Annotated in this window: 16 protein-coding genes; 9 read left to right on the top strand and 7 right to left on the bottom strand. The window is 54.2% G+C overall.

The features are described 5' to 3' along the window. The first annotated feature begins 67 nt into the window (after window positions 1–67). Window positions 68–1453: a diaminobutyrate--2-oxoglutarate transaminase gene (locus tag AB4K05_RS15105; protein WP_368480757.1), complete on the top strand. Its 1386-nt coding sequence runs from the start codon at window positions 68–70 to the stop codon at window positions 1451–1453. A gap of 4 nt (window positions 1454–1457) precedes the next feature. Next, a complete protein-coding gene (locus tag AB4K05_RS15110; protein ID WP_368480758.1) occupies window positions 1458–2930 on the top strand; it encodes an aspartate aminotransferase family protein in 1473 nt (490 codons plus the stop codon). A gap of 49 nt (window positions 2931–2979) precedes the next feature. Here AB4K05_RS15110 and dauA read toward each other — a convergent pair whose 3' ends face one another. From dauA to lolB, 4 genes are all read right to left on the bottom strand, one after another. After that, the gene (dauA, locus tag AB4K05_RS15115; protein ID WP_368480957.1) at window positions 2980–4635 is read right to left on the bottom strand and encodes a C4-dicarboxylic acid transporter DauA; all 1656 of its coding nucleotides are present in this window, start codon (window positions 4633–4635) and stop codon (window positions 2980–2982) included. A 150-nt stretch (window positions 4636–4785) separates the two neighbouring features. After that, complete coding sequence (prs, locus tag AB4K05_RS15120; protein WP_112203978.1) at window positions 4786–5733, bottom strand: ribose-phosphate diphosphokinase; 948 nt, start codon at window positions 5731–5733, stop codon at window positions 4786–4788. 207 nt (window positions 5734–5940) lie between these two features. Continuing rightward, on the bottom strand, window positions 5941–6789 hold the full coding sequence (ispE, locus tag AB4K05_RS15125) for a 4-(cytidine 5'-diphospho)-2-C-methyl-D-erythritol kinase (protein WP_368480958.1): 849 nt from the start codon (window positions 6787–6789) through the stop codon (window positions 5941–5943). After that, on the bottom strand, window positions 6789–7412 hold the full coding sequence (lolB, locus tag AB4K05_RS15130; protein WP_368480759.1) for a lipoprotein insertase outer membrane protein LolB: 624 nt from the start codon (window positions 7410–7412) through the stop codon (window positions 6789–6791). Before lolB ends, ispE begins: the two co-directional genes overlap by 1 nt. Before the next feature lie 209 nt (window positions 7413–7621). On the opposite strand from lolB, the gene hemA reads away from it, so the two are divergent. The 6 genes from hemA (at window position 7622) to kdsA (ending at window position 13079) form a co-directional block, all read left to right on the top strand. Beyond that, window positions 7622–8878, top strand: a complete 1257-nt coding sequence (gene hemA, locus AB4K05_RS15135; RefSeq protein WP_368480760.1) for a glutamyl-tRNA reductase — start codon at window positions 7622–7624, stop codon at window positions 8876–8878. 35 nt (window positions 8879–8913) lie between these two features. Then, window positions 8914–9996 carry a peptide chain release factor 1 gene (gene prfA / locus AB4K05_RS15140; RefSeq protein ID WP_368480761.1) on the top strand — a complete coding sequence of 361 codons (1083 nt, stop codon included), beginning with the start codon at window positions 8914–8916 and terminating at the stop codon, window positions 9994–9996. Further along, entirely contained in the window at window positions 9996–10847 is an 852-nt protein-coding gene (prmC, locus tag AB4K05_RS15145; RefSeq protein WP_368480959.1) for a peptide chain release factor N(5)-glutamine methyltransferase, read from the top strand. The genes prfA and prmC overlap by 1 nt, the downstream gene beginning before the upstream one ends. Then, entirely contained in the window at window positions 10844–11236 is a 393-nt protein-coding gene (locus tag AB4K05_RS15150; RefSeq protein WP_368480762.1) for a SirB2 family protein, read from the top strand. The genes prmC and AB4K05_RS15150 overlap by 4 nt, the downstream gene beginning before the upstream one ends. Before the next feature lie 3 nt (window positions 11237–11239). Beyond that, complete coding sequence (gene sirB1 / locus AB4K05_RS15155; protein WP_368480763.1) at window positions 11240–12049, top strand: invasion regulator SirB1; 810 nt, start codon at window positions 11240–11242, stop codon at window positions 12047–12049. Between the two features lie 175 nt (window positions 12050–12224). Further along, window positions 12225–13079 carry a 3-deoxy-8-phosphooctulonate synthase gene (gene kdsA, locus AB4K05_RS15160; RefSeq protein WP_368480764.1) on the top strand — a complete coding sequence of 285 codons (855 nt, stop codon included), beginning with the start codon at window positions 12225–12227 and terminating at the stop codon, window positions 13077–13079. Between the two features lie 133 nt (window positions 13080–13212). Here kdsA and chaA read toward each other — a convergent pair whose 3' ends face one another. Further along, window positions 13213–14313 (bottom strand): sodium-potassium/proton antiporter ChaA, encoded by a 1101-nt coding sequence (gene chaA, locus AB4K05_RS15165; protein ID WP_368480765.1) that lies wholly within the window; start codon window positions 14311–14313, stop codon window positions 13213–13215. Between the two features lie 364 nt (window positions 14314–14677). Between chaA and AB4K05_RS15170 the strand changes: the two genes are divergently transcribed. Continuing rightward, window positions 14678–15358, top strand: a complete 681-nt coding sequence (locus AB4K05_RS15170) for a gamma-glutamylcyclotransferase (protein ID WP_368480766.1) — start codon at window positions 14678–14680, stop codon at window positions 15356–15358. 46 nt (window positions 15359–15404) lie between these two features. Here AB4K05_RS15170 and AB4K05_RS15175 read toward each other — a convergent pair whose 3' ends face one another. Together AB4K05_RS15175 and AB4K05_RS15180 are read right to left on the bottom strand one after the other, a co-directional pair. Then, window positions 15405–15650: a DUF1883 domain-containing protein gene (locus AB4K05_RS15175; protein WP_368480960.1), complete on the bottom strand. Its 246-nt coding sequence runs from the start codon at window positions 15648–15650 to the stop codon at window positions 15405–15407. Window positions 15651–15902: 252 nt separating this feature from the next. Next, window positions 15903–16256 (bottom strand): DsrE/DsrF/TusD sulfur relay family protein, encoded by a 354-nt coding sequence (locus AB4K05_RS15180; RefSeq protein WP_052284386.1) that lies wholly within the window; start codon window positions 16254–16256, stop codon window positions 15903–15905. Window positions 16257–16278: the final 22 nt, after the last annotated feature.

The raw sequence follows: 16278 nt of genomic DNA on the forward strand, positions 1-16278 counted from the left end.
TTTACAGGCAATCCTTTTAACCATTTATTCAATCGGGCGCAAAACTACGCCTGCTTGTAGGAGTGATATGATGACGGATAAAGTCCGTATTGATACTTTAAATGCTAATTCATTACCGCAAAGCAATGATACCTTTTTAGCAAGACAAGCTGAGTTTGAATCTAATGTCAGAAGCTATCCACGTAAACTGCCATTGGCTATTGCCAAAGCGCAGGGCGTCTGGATTACTGATGTCGAAAATAATCAATATCTTGATTGTCTGGCAGGTGCCGGTACCCTGGCGCTTGGTCATAATCATCCCGATGTGCTTCAAAGCATTCAAAGTGTCATCACCAGTGGCCTACCGTTACATACACTCGATCTCACCACACCATTAAAAGATGAATTTTCATCTTATTTACTCTCTTTATTACCGGGACAGGGCAAAGAGTATTGCCTGCAGTTCACCGGCCCTTCCGGCGCAGATGCCGTTGAAGCCGCGCTGAAACTGGCTAAAAAAGTCACCGGTCGCTCCAGTATTATCAGTTTCTCTGGCGGCTATCATGGGATGACCCATGGCGCGCTGTCCGTAACCGGTAACCTGTCGCCAAAAGAAGCTGTCAGCAACATGATGGCTGAAGTGCAGTTCATGCCATACCCGAACGAATACCGTTGCCCACTGGGTATCGGTGGCGAAGCGGGCGTTAAGGCGTTGACCTACTACTTCGAAAACCTGATTAACGACGTTGAAAGCGGCGTGCGTAAACCGGCAGCGGTCATCCTTGAATCAGTTCAGGGTGAAGGTGGGGTTAACCCGGCACCTGTCGAGTGGCTGCAACGTATTCGTAAAGTGACTCAGGAACACGGCATCCTGCTGATTATCGATGAAGTTCAGGCGGGCTTTGCCCGTACCGGCAAGCTGTTCGCCTTCGAACACGCCGGTATTGAGCCTGACATTATCGTTATGTCCAAAGCGGTTGGCGGCGGTCTGCCACTGGCGGCTCTGGGGATCAAAAAGCAGTTCGATGCATGGGCTCCTGGCCACCACACCGGCACCTTCCGCGGCAACCAGCTGGCGATGGCGACCGGCCTGACAACGCTGAAAATTTTGAAAGACGACAAGATTGCCGACAAAGTTGCCGCCCAGGGCGAGTGGCTGAAAGGCAAACTGACCGATCTGCAAAAGCGTTATCCGGTAATCGGCCACGTTCGCGGTCTGGGCCTGATGATTGGTATCGAAATCGTCAAACCAAACGAAGCACCAGATCACATGGGCTGCTACCCGGCCGATGGCGAACTGTCTGCGCTGCTGCAGAAAAAATGCTTCGAATCTGGACTGATTCTGGAACGCGGTGGGCGCCACGGTTGCGTACTGCGCCTGCTGCCATCCCTGCTTATCACTAACGATGAGCTGGAAATTTTCCTCGATAAATTTGAAAACGCCTTGCTGGGCGCTGGCGTAAAGCCGGTTTAACGGAGTGGGTCGAATGTCTGATGTAAACCCGATTCTGTCCGGCTCGGCGCAGAGCATTGCTGCCTACCAGGACGCTATCGAGCAGAGCACTCAAGCTGTGGTCGAATGGTTGAAGCAACCTGAGATGTATCAGGGTAAAACCGTTGAACAGCTGCGCTCCCGTATCAGCCTGAATTTCACCTCCGGGGGCCTGGGTAACCAGGCCGCTATCGAGCGTGCGGTTGAATATTTTCTTAAAGACAGCCTGTCCGTGCACCACGCGCAGTGCGTGGCGCATCTGCACTGCCCAAGTCTGGTGATTAGCCAGGCGGCGGAAGTGCTGATCAACGCCACCAACCAGAGCATGGATTCATGGGACCAAAGCCCTTCAGCCACTATCATTGAGATTAAACTCATTGAATGGCTGCGCGAGCAGGTGGGATACAGCGCAGGCGATGCGGGCGTGTTCACCAGCGGTGGTACCCAGAGCAACCTGATGGGGCTGATGCTGGCGCGAGATGCGTTTTTTGCACGCCAAGGACACTCCATCCAGCAGGATGGTTTAACCGGCGATCTCAGCAAGATTAAAGTCTTCTGCTCTGAAAATGCCCACTTCTCCGTGCAGAAAAACATGGCGCTGATGGGGCTGGGCTACCGTTCCGTCACCTTGGTGAAAACGGACGAATTCTCGCGCATGGATCTTAATGACCTGCAAGAGAAGCTGGCGCAGGCTAAAGCCAACGGCGAACAGGTAATGGCGATTGTCGCCACTGCCGGTACGACCGATGCGGGGGCTATCGACCCGTTAGCGGAGATTGCGGCGCTGGCAGCAGAACAGCAAATCTGGATGCATGTGGATGCAGCATGGGGCGGGGCGCTACTACTTTCCGAAAAGTATCGTCACTTCCTCGATGGGCTTGAGCTGGCTGACTCTGTCACCTTGGACTTCCATAAGCAGTTCTTCCAGACCATCAGCTGCGGCGCTTTCTTGTTAAAAGAAGCACGCCACTACGAGCTGATGCGTTACCAGGCGGCGTACCTGAACTCTGATTTTGATGAAGAGCACGGCGTCCCGAACCTAGTGTCGAAGTCGCTGCAAACCACCCGTCGTTTCGATGCGTTGAAGCTGTGGATGGGTCTTGAAGCACTGGGTAAAAAGCAGTATGCCGAAATCATTGATAACGGCGTAACGCTCGCCCGTGATGTTGCCGAGTTTGTTGCCGCCCAGCCGCACCTTGAGCTGGTGATGCAGCCACAGCTGGCAAGCGTGCTGTTCCGCTTCCGCCCACAAAATGACGATATGGCGTTTGTGGCGTTGCTGAACCAGCGTATCGGTGACGTGCTGCTGGCTTCCGGCAGTGCTAATGTTGGCGTGACTGAAGCCGACGGTGTCACCTGTCTGAAGCTCACACTGCTGAACCCGACCGTCTGTCTGGAGGATGTTAAAGTCCTGCTGGCAAGCGTGAAAGAGACGGCGGAGAAGCTGCTGAACGCTTAATGCGCATTGTCTGGCATAAAGAAAAATGGCTCCCAAGGGAGCCATTTTTTTATTGAATATCTGCCAGCGCAGCGTCTTTATTTGGGAAGAACGCTAAGCGCCCCGGAATGGGCTGTACACCCGCCCGCGCCATGGTGCGCAGTGGCTGAAACTCGAGGTTCGATACCCGCAGCTCACAGCCTTCAGGCAGTTTATTCACAAAGCGCTGGAAGGCATCTAGGCCACCGGCATCGAGTACCGGTACGGCATCCCACTTCAGCACGACGATTCGCTTACCTTCAATACGCGTCTCGAGATCGCTAAACAAGCCTTCAGCCGCCGCAAAGAACAGCGGGCCAATCACGCGCAGCACCAGCACATCGTCCGGCACGGTCACGTTAACGGCGCTAAGGCGCGTCATGCGGGCAATGCGTCGCATAAACAGCAACGAGGCCAGCACGATACCGACGCTGATGGCAACCACCATGTCGAACAGCACGGTCAGCGACATACAGATAAGCATCACGATGATGTCGTCTTTTGGCGCTTTGCGCAGTAGATACACCACCTTGTGCGCTTCGCTCATGTTCCATGCCACCATCAGCAGCAGGGCAGCCATCGCCGAGAGCGGTAGCCAAGAGAGCACCGGCGCGAGGATGAGCAGTGCCAAAATCACCAAAATCGCGTGGATAACCCCGGAAACCGGTGAGGTTGCTCCAGCGCGGACGTTAGCGGCGGAGCGGGCGATCGCGGCGGTGGCAGTAATGCCGCCAAAGAACGGCGCGACGATGTTGCCTAGCCCCTGGCCGATCAGCTCATTGTTGGCTTTATGCTTGGTTCCGGTCATGCCATCCAACACCACGGCGCACAGCAGGGATTCGATAGCGCCGAGCATCGCCATGGAAAAGGCGGCGGGCAGCAGGGCGTGCAGCGAGGCCCAGCTTAGAGTAAAGGTTGAACCCGGCATATCCCACGGCAGCACAAACTGCGGCAGCAGCTGCGGGATGCCGTTGCCTTGGGAACCGTCGGCGAGTATGTAATGGAACTGCGAACCAATGGTGGCAACGTGGCCGCCGAGCAGATTGACGACCAGCATTACGAGGCAGCCGGCTATCAGTGCAGGCAGGTGGCCGGGCAGACGTAGACCAAGGCGTGGCCAGATAATCAGCGTGCCGAGTGTGACGACGCCAATTGCCGCATCGCCAAAATTAATGGTTGGCAGGGCCATCGCCAGCGCGCCCACTTTCTGCAAGTAGTGCTCCGGGACGTGGGTCATTTGCAGGCCGAGGAAGTCCTTAATCTGCATGGTCCCGATGGTAATACCGATCCCCGAGGTAAAACCGAGGGTAACTGACAGCGGAATATATTCGATCAAACGGCCAAAACGGGCGAGGCCAAAGAGGATCAAAAACAGCCCGGACATCAGCGTCGCCACCAGTAAGCCAGCGAGGCCAAACTGCTGTGATACCGGATAGAGGATCACCACGAAGGCGGCGGTCGGCCCGGAGACGCTAAAGCGAGAGCCACCGGTGAGGGCGATAACAATCCCAGCCACGGCTGAAGTATACAGGCCGTACTGCGGGGCAACGCCGCTGCCGATCGCCAACGCCATCGCCAACGGAATGGCAATAATACCGACGGTGATACCGGCAATGAGATCGCGCATAAACCGCGCGGAGGTGTATTTCTCTTTCCAGCAGGCATCAATTAGTGCGCGGAAAGGCATGATATCGGGGGAGAGTAATTTATTCACAATACTGTTTCATCCATGAGCGCATCATCTGTCACGTGAATGGCAGTGAAGTTGGCATAAATCATACAAATAAATACTATAGACAAAAAAACCCGCCGCAGCGGGTTTTTTAACCAAATCCGATTAATGCTCGAACATGGCAGAGATGGATTCTTCGTTGCTGATACGACGAATCGCTTCGGCCAGCATCCCAGACAGAGTCAGGGTACGAACGTTCGGCAGCGCTTTGATCTCATCACTTAATGGGATGGTATCGCATACGATAACTTCGTCGATGACGGAGTTACGCAGGTTGTTGACCGCATTACCGGAGAAGATCGGGTGGGTTGCGTAAGCAAATACGCGTTTTGCACCACGTTCTTTCAACGCTTCAGCCGCTTTACACAGCGTGCCGCCGGTATCGATCATGTCATCGACCAGGATACAGTCACGACCGGCAACGTCACCGATGATGTGCATAACCTGGGAAACGTTCGCACGTGGGCGACGTTTGTCGATGATAGCCATATCGGTATCGTTCAGCAGCTTAGCGATAGCACGCGCACGAACTACGCCGCCGATGTCCGGGGAAACCACGATTGGGTTTTCCAGGTTCAGCTGCAGCATATCTTCAAGCAGGATTGGGCTACCGAATACGTTATCAACCGGAACATCGAAGAAGCCCTGAATCTGTTCAGCGTGCAGGTCTACGGTCAGTACGCGGTCAACGCCAACGCTAGACAGGAAGTCAGCGACAACTTTAGCGGTGATAGGTACACGCGCAGAACGTACGCGACGATCCTGACGGGCATAGCCGAAGTAAGGGATAACAGCAGTGATGCGGCCTGCGGAAGCACGACGCAGGGCATCTACCATAACAACCAATTCCATCAGGTTGTCGTTAGTAGGGGCACAAGTGGACTGGATGATGAAAATATCACCACCGCGTACGTTTTCGTTGATTTGTACGCTGACTTCGCCGTCGCTAAAGCGACCTACAGCGGCGTCGCCGAGAGAAGTGTACAGGCGGTTGGCAATACGTTGTGCTAGTTCCGGGGTGGCGTTACCAGCAAAAAGCTTCATATCAGGCACGAGAAGAACCTCAGGCATGCGTCCAGTGGTGGATGAAACGGGCCGAAAACTGTGCGGGCTAGGCGCGATTTCATCCAGGCGTGTATTAAAGAGCACGATGCAACGTCTGGAACGTGGTGACGTTGTCACCGATACTCAGTTTGCCCGGCAGGGCTGCTCATCACCATTCTTCTTTTCGTCAGCAAAACTGGCGGAAATCCGAATTATTCAGAGTAAGGCATGCTTCAATGGGGAGAGGTTTACACCTTTCGCCACAAAGCCTTGCAACCATTCCGGGGCTTGCTCAAGCACCTGGCGGGCAGCGAGTTCTGTGTCGAATTCAGCAAAGACACAGGCTCCTGTTCCAGTCAGGCGCGACGGCGCGTATTCTAACAGCCAAGAAAGCACATCATCAACCTCGCGAAAACGTTTTCTTGCGATAACCTCGCAATCATTAGCGAATTCACAATTTAATAACGTATCTATTGACCTGATCGGGGTATTTCGCGGTAGCTCCGGATCGCGAAAAATCACCGGCGTTGGAATGCTAACGCCAGGGTGGGCGACCAGATACCATTTTTCCGCCACCTCGACCGGCGTTAGCACTTCGCCAATACCTTCAGCAAATGCAGCGTGGCCGCGTACGAACACCGGTACGTCGGCGCCAAGCGTTAGTCCAAGTGTAGCAAGTTCATCCTCTGATAGCTGACACTGCCAGAGATGATTGAGCGCGACCAGTGTGGTGGCGGCGTTCGACGAACCGCCGCCCAGACCGCCGCCCATCGGCAGACGTTTGTCGATACTGATGTCAGCACCGCTGCCTGCGGCAAGCCGCTGGCTGTCCGCGGCGGCTTTCATCAAAAGCCGCGCCGCGCGAATAATCAGGTTGTCTTCATCCGGTACACCGTCAACCGGCGTCAGCAACCGCAGCTGTCCGTCGTGGCGGGGCGTAATCGTCAGTGTGTCGCCGTAATCCAGAAACTGAAACAGCGTCTGCAGCGTGTGATAGCCGTCCGGACGCTGCCCGGTAATGTATAAAAACAGGTTCAGCTTCGCGGGAGAGGGCCAGCGGGTCATCATTTGACTATCCAGTTATCCATCTTCAGCTTGATGCGCTGCGAGCCTTGAGTCAGCTCCATATTCGACGGCAACGCAGGCTGCGTTTTACTGTCGTAGCCGCTGTACACCACTTTCCACGTTTTGCCGTTTTGCGTGTAGTTCAGTTCGCTCAAGCGGTACTGATCGTCAAGGCGGAAGTCGGTAGCATCGCCCGGCAGACCGATAATCCACTGGCGCAAGCTGTTTAGCGGGATAGGCATGCCGGTCAGCTTGCCAATCATCTCTTCGCCATCTTCGGCGGTGTAGTGCTGGCCTTTGTTATCGGTCAACTGTGCGGAACCTGCCTGACCAATCAACTCAAGCTCGGTGCTGCCCAGCGGGTTAGTCAACAGCAGACGATAGTTGTCCTTACCAGTTTGCTGCCAGAAGAAGCGTGCATAAACCTTCTGCTGATCGGAGATATAAGCAAAGGCACCGCGGGTCTGGTACTGGCTTAAATTACGTACTTCCTGCTGATGCTGCTGCCACTGCGGCGAGGTTGGGCTTTTGCCCGGCCCCTGCGGGTGAGGAGTGGTACAAGCGGTAAGAACCAACGCTGCCAGCGGCAGCAGACGAACTAGGCGAAAATCAGACAGGGCCATAATGATGACAATCCTTGAAATGCGTTGCAGTTATTACGCTTAATGCTAGCGTCGCTGGGGGGCAGCGTCTACGCTCAAGTTGTCTTAAATCATAAAATTAACCAAGCCAGCCTATTACTCCAAAAGGGGAGCCTCCCTTTTATTGATCTCGCGCATCCTGTATGATGCGCTCAGACTAACCTTATCAACGCTGGTACTACTCCCGCACCATGACCCTTTTAGCTCTTGGCATTAATCACAAAACAGCCCCGGTAGCGCTGCGAGAACGTGTAACGTTTTCGCCAGATACGCTTGACCAGGCGCTGGAGAGCCTGCTGGCTCAGCCAATGGTACAAGGGGGGGTGGTCCTGTCGACCTGTAACCGCACTGAGCTCTATCTGAGCGTCGAAGAGCAGGATAATCAACACGAAGCGATTATTCGCTGGCTGTGTGATTACCACGGCCTTAACGAAGAAGAGCTACGTCAAAGCCTATACTGGCACCAGGATAACGATGCCGTCAGCCATCTGATGCGCGTTGCCAGCGGTCTTGATTCGCTGGTGCTGGGCGAGCCACAGATTTTAGGCCAAGTAAAGAAAGCCTTTGCCGACTCCAGCCGCGGTCACCTTAACGTGAGTGAGCTGGAACGTATGTTCCAGAAATCCTTCTCCGTTGCCAAACGGGTGCGCACCGAGACCGACATCGGCGCCAGCGCGGTATCGGTCGCCTTTGCCGCCTGTACGCTGGCGCGGCAGATTTTTGAGTCCCTTTCGACGGTCACCGTGCTGCTGGTTGGCGCAGGGGAGACCATCGAGCTTGTCGCGCGCCATCTGCGTGAACATCACGTGCAAAAAATGTTGATTGCCAACCGCACCCGCGAACGCGCGCAGCTGCTAGCGGATGAAGTGGGAGCGGAAGTGATTGCCTTAAGCGACGTCGATGAACGGCTGAAAGAGGCCGACATTATTATCAGTTCTACCGCCAGCCCGCTGCCGATTATCGGCAAAGGGATGGTTGAGCGCGCCCTGAAAGCGCGTCGTAATCAGCCGATGCTGCTGGTGGATATTGCCGTCCCGCGCGACGTTGAGCCGGAAGTGGGGAAACTCGCCAACGCCTATCTGTATAGCGTCGATGACCTGCAAAACATCATTCAGCATAACCTCGCGCAGCGTAAAGCCGCCGCGGTGCAGGCTGAAACCATTGTTGAGCAAGAAGCTTGTGAATTTATGGCTTGGTTGCGCGCGCAAAGCGCCAGCGATGTCATTCGTGATTACCGCGCTCAGGCCGAAACGGCGCGTGAAGAACTTACCGCCAAAGCCATTGCCGCGCTCGAACAGGGCGGCGATCCGCAGGTTATTATGCAAGATCTGGCACGCAAGTTGACTAATCGCCTGATCCACACGCCAACCAAATCTCTTCAGCAGGCCGCCCGTGACGGGGATGACGAACGCCTGCATATTCTGCGCAACAGCCTCGGGCTGGAGTAGCACAACTCTATTTATTACAAGGTGCATTTACGCCAATGAAGCCTTCTATTGTTGCTAAACTGGAAGCTCTCTACGAACGCCATGAAGAAGTACAGGCGCTGCTTGGGGATGCGGCAACTATCGCGGACCAGGATCGTTTCCGCGCGCTGTCGCGTGAATACGCACAGCTCGGCGACGTTGCTCGCTGCTATACCGACTGGCGCCAGGTTCAGGATGATATTGAAACTGCGCAGATGATGTTAGACGATCCTGAAATGCGCGAAATGGCGCAGGATGAGCTGCAAGAAGCCAAATCCCGTGAAGAACAGCTAGAGCAACAGCTTCAGGTCCTGCTGTTGCCGCGCGATCCGGACGATGAGCGTAATGCCTTCATCGAAGTGCGCGCGGGAACCGGCGGCGATGAAGCCGCGCTGTTCGCCGGCGACCTGTTCCGCATGTATAGCCGCTATGCGGAATCTCGCCGCTGGCGCGTGGAAATCATGAGCGCCAACGAAGGCGAACATGGTGGTTTCAAAGAAGTGATTGCCAAAATCAGTGGTGAAGGCGTTTACGGCCGACTGAAGTTTGAGTCCGGCGGACATCGCGTACAGCGCGTTCCGGCAACCGAATCGCAGGGGCGTATCCACACGTCTGCCTGCACTGTGGCTGTGCTGCCTGAAGTGCCAGAAGCCGAGCTGCCGGATATCAACCCGGCGGACCTGCGTATCGATACCTTCCGCTCCTCCGGCGCGGGCGGCCAGCACGTTAACACCACCGACTCCGCGATTCGTATTACCCACTTGCCAACCGGCATCGTGGTGGAGTGTCAGGACGAACGTTCTCAGCATAAAAACAAAGCTAAAGCGATGTCGGTGCTGGGTTCGCGTATTCGTGCGGCAGAAATCGCCCGTCGTCAGCAGGCGGAAGCCTCTGAGCGTCGTAACTTACTGGGCAGCGGCGATCGCAGCGATCGTAACCGTACCTACAACTTCCCGCAGGGGCGCGTCACTGACCACCGCATCAACCTGACGTTACACCGTCTGAATGAAGCGATGGAAGGCAAGCTGGATATGCTGATTGAGCCAATCATTCAGGAGTATCAGGCTGACCAACTGGCGGCGCTGTCCGATCAGGAATGATGACTTTTCGCCAGTGGCTGCAACAGGCCATCGCCGCGCTTAAAGACAGCGAAAGCCCGCGGCGTGATGCGGAAATTTTGCTGGGCCACGTGACCGGCAAAGCACGCACCTATATTTTGGCCTTTGATGAGACCGAGCTGACGGCTGTTCAGACGCAGATGCTGACGGAACTGCTGGCACGACGTGCAGAGGGTGAACCGGTGGCTCATCTGGTGGGAACGCGTGAGTTTTGGTCGCTGCCGCTGTTCGTCTCTCCTGTGACGCTTATCCCGCGCCCGGATACGGAATGCCTAGTCGAGCAGGCGCTGGTGCGTCTGCCGCAAACGCCATGCCGTATTCTCGATCTCGGTACCGGCACCGGCGCGATAGCGCTGGCGCTGGCCAGTGAGCGTCCTGACTGCCAGTTGACTGCCGTTGACTTTATTGCCGACGCGGTGGCGCTGGCACAGCGGAATGCCGATAACCTCGGCATAACCAATATCACCATCCTGCAAAGCGACTGGTTCAGCGCGCTGAACGAGCAGCGCTTTACGATGATCGTCAGCAACCCACCGTATATCGACGAGCAGGATGAGCATCTTGCTGTGGGCGACGTGCGTTTTGAACCCAAAACCGCGCTGGTGGCGGCAAAGCAGGGGCTCGCCGACCTTGCGCAGATAATCACTGATGGTCGCCAGCATTTGGAACCGGGTGGTTTTATGCTGCTGGAACACGGTTGGAAGCAAGGTGATGCAGTCCGCGAACTGTTTCAGGCTGCGGGCTATCAGCACGCGCAAACCTGCCGTGATTACGGCGACAACGATCGCCTGACGTTGGCGCAATGGCCGGGTGTCACGGAGGTCCGTTCATGAATCTATTTCTGTGGGTGCTCTATTTCCATATAGGGTCAGCCATTATTTCTGTCAGCTTTTTCGCTTTACGTTTCTGGTGGATACACCATGGCAGCGCGATGCTGGACGCTCGCTGGGTGCGCGTTTTGCCGCACGCCGTTGACAGCGTACTGTTACTTAGCGGCGTCGCACTTATGCTGATGACGCGCTATTTTCCCTTCACCGAAGAAGGGACGTGGCTGACGGAAAAGCTGTTTGGCGTTATCATTTACATCTTTTTGGGTTTTGTCGCGCTTGGACGTCGTCGTCCGCGCAGCCAGCAGAGCGGATTTGTCGCCTTTCTGCTTGCGCTGGTGGTGTTGTGCATCATCGTTAAACTCGCCATCACTAAAGTTCCGTTGTTGGGGTAAGGTATGAAGTCACTGGCTGATTTTGAATTTAATAAAGCGCCGCTGTGCGATGGCATGATCCTTATTTCCGAGATGATCCGTGATGATTTCCCGTCGCAAAAGGTGCGTGAGCAGCTTGAATGCCTCGTCGCTCTCGCGCGCGAAGAAATTAGCCCTTCCTGGACGCTGACGCGTCAGATGGAGCGGCTGATTGAGCTGTTTTACCATGAGTGGAATTTTGGCGACTCTTCTGGTGTATACCGTTTGTCAGATGCGCTGTGGCTCGATCAGGTACTGAAAAATCGTCAGGGCAGCGCGGTTGCGCTGGGGGCGATAGTGCTGTGGATTGCCAGTCATCTCGATATTCCCGTGGTGCCGGTTATTTTCCCCACTCAACTGCTGCTGCGCGCCGATGTTGACGACGAAGAGCTGTGGCTGGTGAACCCGTTTAACGGCGATACGCTTGATGAACACACGCTGGAAGTGTGGCTCAAGGGCAACATCGGCCCGACGGCAGAGCTGTTTAATGAAGACCTCGATGAAGCGGACAATGCCGAAGTTATCCGCAAACTGCTCGACACCCTGAAATCGGCGCTGATGGAAGAGCGGCAGATGGAGCTGGCGCTGGGTGCAAGCCAAACGCTACTGCAGTTTAATCCAGAAGATCCGTATGAAATTCGCGACCGTGGGCTTATCTATGCGCAGCTTGAGTGTGAGCATATCGCGCTGAGCGACCTGAATTATTTCGTTGAACAATGTCCGGAAGACCCGATCAGCGAAATCATCCGTGCGCAGATTAATACCATCGCACATAAGCAAATTACGCTTCACTAATTGATCTCAACCGCGTTTATACACGCCATTATTCAAGCCGTTTCTGTGTTGGCTGCACTCACCGACCCCAGTCGCGTACTGATGTACGTTTATGGGGTCAACTCCCTTGCCGCCTTGATGTAACTTGAATGATTTTGTGTATATAATCGCGGAAATACCCTAATAAGGCGATCTTATGAAAGAAAAAGTGGTTAGCATTGGTGATATCAACGTCGCAAACGATCTGCCGTTTGTGCTGTTTGGCGGCATGAACGTGCTGGAGTCACGCGACTTGGCAATGCGTATTTGTGAGCACTACGTGACCGTAACCCAGAAGCTGGGTATCCCTTACGTGTTCAAAGCTTCCTTTGATAAAGCCAACCGTTCCTCAATTCACTCTTACCGCGGCCCAGGTCTCGAAGAAGGGATGAAGATTTTCCAGGAACTGAAGCAGACCTTCGGCGTGAAAATCATCACCGACGTTCACGAAGCAAGCCAGGCTCAGCCGGTTGCCGATGTGGTTGACGTTATTCAGCTGCCAGCGTTCCTCGCTCGTCAGACTGACCTGGTTGAAGCAATGGCGAAAACCGGTGCGGTCATCAACGTGAAGAAACCGCAGTTCGTAAGCCCAGGCCAGATGGGTAATATCGTCGATAAGTTTATCGAAGGCGGTAACGACAAAATTATCCTGTGTGACCGTGGCGCAAACTTCGGTTATGACAACCTGGTTGTTGATATGCTGGGCTTTGGCGTGATGAAAAAAGCCTCTAACAACTCCCCGGTTATCTTTGACGTGACCCACGCGCTGCAGTGCCGTGACCCGTTTGGCGCTGCATCCGGCGGTCGTCGTGCTCAGGTCGCTGAGCTGGCGCGTGCGGGTATGGCGGTAGGTATCGCAGGCCTGTTCATCGAAGCGCACCCAGATCCAGACCACGCTCGCTGTGACGGCCCGTCCGCGCTGCCGCTGGACAAACTGGAACCGTTCCTGAAACAAATGAAAGCGATTGACGACCTGGTGAAAGGGTTCGACGAGCTGGATACCAGCAAATAACATTTGTTGATGCGTAAAAAAGCCGACCCTTGGGTCGGCTTTTTTGTGGTAGTCGGCGGATGGCAGTTTCGCCTTATCCGGCGAGCGTCATAGGCCGGATAAGGCGAAGCCGCCATCCGGCAATCACACGCACTCAGGCAAAAATAGTCATCAAATACGCCACAAACAGCGCCAGATGCGCCGCACCGTTTAGCACGTTGGTGCGTCCGGTCGAGAAGGAAATTTGGCAGAGCACCAGCGAAGCGACCATCACAATCATCTCCGGCATCCCTAAGCCAAACATCAAATCGTTGCCGGTCATCCAAGCAATCAGCGTCACCACCGGCACGGTCAGTGAAATGGTGGCCAGCACCGAACCAAAGAATAGGTTCATTGCGCGCTGTACTTGGTTATTCAGCACTGCTTTCAGAGCGCCCAAGCCTTCTGGTGACAGGATTAACAATGCAACCAAGAAGCCGGTAAAGGCGACCGGGGCATTCATGCTGGTGAGTAACGTCTCCAGTGGGTTAGCGTTCATCTTGGTGACGGCAATTACCGCAACTAGGTGTACAACCAGCCACACAGCGTGCCACAGGCTGCTGTGGGCAGACGGTTTACCGTGATGCGGGTCGTCGTCATCGCTGTCATCTTCGTGCTCGTATATGAACAGGCTCTGGTGCGTTTTGGTCTGAATTAACAGGAATACGCCGTACATCGCGGCGGAAATCAGCGCCACCAACAGCGATTGGCTAATAGTAAAGTTGGCGCCCGGTAATGCCGTTGGGAAAACCAGAACAATAATCGCTAGCGGGAACAACGCAATTAAATACTGCTTGATACCAAACAGGTTCATATATTGCGTGGCAAATTTACGCCCGCCAAGTAATAACGAAAAGCCGACCAAACCGCCGGTGACGATCATAATGATGGAATAGAGCGTATCGCGCATTAGGGTAGGGGCGGCATCGCCCGTGGCCATCAATGCCGATATCAGGCTAACCTCAAGGATAACCACGGAAAGACTTAGAATCAGAGAGCCGTAAGGTTCGCCAAGACGATGTGCTAAAACATCCGCATGACGTACAACACTAAATGCGCTGCAGAGTATACCGACGAGCGCCATGGCGTTAATGGCGATGACCACTGGCAATGACTGATTATTTCCCCAGAATATCAGGATTGCCAGCGCCACTATCGGGAAAATAAGCGACGTCTCCTTATGGCGAGTTTTCACCGCCTCGTGCGCGTGGGTCATGTTTGTCTCCATCTGTGCAGGTATTTATAATTATAGAAAAAAGCAGTGATATAAATTAACAAATTTTTCTACCTAAAATGCGATCTTTTACTAAAATTTACCCATATAGGCATTTTTTCGCATAGACGTCTATAATATGAAATGTCGGTTAAATATTTTTTAAATAACAGCATATTGGGGCGTTGGGATTTTCTGTTTTTGTCGCGAAAACGCCGATGAATTTGCGCACAAGCCATAGCAGACAAATTGCATCCTGCAGTATAAAGCTGGATAATATTTCATCAATGACAGCTCCGGAGGTCACCATTCGTTCCCCTAAGGGCGTATGTGTTGCAGGGAAGAGAAGTGGTGGTGGAGGTTTAAAGTGTTAACCCGTGATTTCTTAATGAAGGCAGATTGTACAACGGCGTTTGGCGCCATTGAGGAATCGCTATTATGGTCTGCTGAACAACGTGCGGCATCGCTGGCGGCGACGCTGGCCTGTCGCCCCGATAACGGCCCGGTCTGGATCTTCGGCTACGGCTCACTGATGTGGAATCCCGCGCTGAATTTTAGCGAATCGGTAACCGGTACGCTGGTTGGCTGGCATCGAGCGTTCTGCTTGCGACTGACCGCCGGACGCGGCAGTGCCTGTCAGCCGGGACGAATGCTGGCCCTTAAAGAGGGCGGACGTACCACCGGCGTCGCCTATCGTTTGCCAGATGATGAAATTGAAAACGAGCTTTCGCTGCTGTGGAAGCGCGAGATGATCACCGGCTGCTACCTGCCAACCTGGTGCAAACTGAGCCTCGATGATGGCCGCACGGTTAACGCGCTGGTGTTTATTATGGACCCGCGCCACCCGCTGTATGAGTCGGATACCAGCGTGCAGGTCATTGCGCCGCTGATAGCCCGCGCTAGCGGCCCGCTTGGCACCAACGCGCAGTATCTGTTCTCGCTAGAGCAGGAGCTGCAAAAAATGGGCATGCCGGATGACGGTTTGAACGAGTTGATTGGTAAAGTTCGGATGCTGGTCGGCGGGATGAATCCGTCGGGAGCGGTTTAACCCGCGAACTAAAAACCCCGGAAGTGCGTGCTTCCGGGGTGAATCATCAGGCTGCTACGAAACTGATGGAGTGCTCAAGAGACTGGCTGTGGCTATCGATCAGCACATTCCAGGTACCGCTGTACGGCACGGTCAGATACGCTTTCTCTTCGTTCTGAACGCTCAAAATATCGGTATTATGATTACTGGTGCTCTTCTGCGTGCTCATTAAATGAATATGGCAACGCTCAGAACAACGCACCACCACCGTATCCCCGCCAAACAATGTCAAACTTGCCTTCACCATCGCCAATCTACCCCGCTGCCTATGAGTCAACCCGCGTCCTGCGATCGAATCCTCTTTTTCACCTGTGATATTGTTCACAAATCACTCATGGCATAACACCAAACACAGCGGGGACTGATGATGATTTTGATCAACAAAATCCGTAACGCTTCAACAAAAATGACAAAACACCTGAATCCATTCAGCCTGCGTGACATTCATACGAGTAATGATTCAGGGCTAATATAAAATCCTTTAAACGGCGAAGGTTTTAGCGAATCAGAAGGTTAACACCTTGTCTGCTGCCAGCGTCCATTGCGCCAGTTCAACCAGCGTGCCAATTTCAACACCGTCAATCAATGGCAGCGCGCTGATGCCGCGTCCGTCGGTGCAGGTCTTACACAGCTTCACCGGAACGCCTTGGGCGGTGAGGATCTCCAGCATCTGCTGAATATTGTAACCTTCAGCCGGTTTTTGCCCGCGTAGGCCTGCCGTCACTGCGTCAGACATTAAAAATAGCTGCAGCTGCAAATCATCTTGCTGCTCGCGCAGGGCAATGGCTAAACGCAGGCTATTGAACAAAGACTCGCTGCCGTAAGCAGCACCGTTGGCGATAATGACGATACGTTGCATCTGAACTCCTTTAAGGCACGGT

This window comes from Kluyvera sp. STS39-E (assembly GCF_040932435.1).
Taxonomy (GTDB): domain Bacteria; phylum Pseudomonadota; class Gammaproteobacteria; order Enterobacterales; family Enterobacteriaceae; genus Kluyvera.

Coding starts and splice junctions, on each gene's coding strand:
- sirB1 (WP_368480763.1), top strand. CDS start 11,240: ATGAAGTCACTGGCTGATTTTGAATTTAATAAAGCGCCGCTGTGCGAT.
- AB4K05_RS15150 (WP_368480762.1), top strand. CDS start 10,844: ATGAATCTATTTCTGTGGGTGCTCTATTTCCATATAGGGTCAGCCATT.
- AB4K05_RS15105 (WP_368480757.1), top strand. CDS start 68: ATGATGACGGATAAAGTCCGTATTGATACTTTAAATGCTAATTCATTA.
- prfA (WP_368480761.1), top strand. CDS start 8,914: ATGAAGCCTTCTATTGTTGCTAAACTGGAAGCTCTCTACGAACGCCAT.
- ispE (WP_368480958.1), bottom strand. CDS start 6,789: ATGACCCGCTGGCCCTCTCCCGCGAAGCTGAACCTGTTTTTATACATT.
- dauA (WP_368480957.1), bottom strand. CDS start 4,635: ATGCCTTTCCGCGCACTAATTGATGCCTGCTGGAAAGAGAAATACACC.
- chaA (WP_368480765.1), bottom strand. CDS start 14,313: ATGACCCACGCGCACGAGGCGGTGAAAACTCGCCATAAGGAGACGTCG.
- hemA (WP_368480760.1), top strand. CDS start 7,622: ATGACCCTTTTAGCTCTTGGCATTAATCACAAAACAGCCCCGGTAGCG.
- kdsA (WP_368480764.1), top strand. CDS start 12,225: ATGAAAGAAAAAGTGGTTAGCATTGGTGATATCAACGTCGCAAACGAT.
- lolB (WP_368480759.1), bottom strand. CDS start 7,412: ATGGCCCTGTCTGATTTTCGCCTAGTTCGTCTGCTGCCGCTGGCAGCG.
- prmC (WP_368480959.1), top strand. CDS start 9,996: ATGACTTTTCGCCAGTGGCTGCAACAGGCCATCGCCGCGCTTAAAGAC.
- AB4K05_RS15180 (WP_052284386.1), bottom strand. CDS start 16,256: ATGCAACGTATCGTCATTATCGCCAACGGTGCTGCTTACGGCAGCGAG.